Source organism: Citrobacter sp. TBCS-14, assembly GCF_005280805.1.
Taxonomy (GTDB): Bacteria; Pseudomonadota; Gammaproteobacteria; order Enterobacterales; family Enterobacteriaceae; genus Citrobacter; species Citrobacter gillenii.
Genome location: NZ_SZWM01000709.1, coordinates 1 through 232 on the forward strand (window position 1 = coordinate 1; position 232 = coordinate 232).

1 rRNA gene is annotated in these 232 nt (G+C 51.7%); it reads right to left on the bottom strand.

Annotated features, from left to right (window positions below):
- Positions 1-232, bottom strand: a 23S ribosomal RNA gene (locus tag FDX22_RS20835); the annotation flags it as partial.

The window sequence follows — 232 nt, forward strand, 5'->3', positions numbered from 1 at the left end:
TTCACGAGGCGCTACCTAAATAGCTTTCGGGGAGAACCAGCTATCTCCCGGTTTGATTGGCCTTTCACCCCCAGCCACAAGTCATCCGCTAATTTTTCAACATTAGTCGGTTCGGTCCTCCAGTTAGTGTTACCCAACCTTCAACCTGCCCATGGCTAGATCACCGGGTTTCGGGTCTATACCCTGCAACTTAACGCCCAGTTAAGACTCGGTTTCCCTTCGGCTCCCCTAT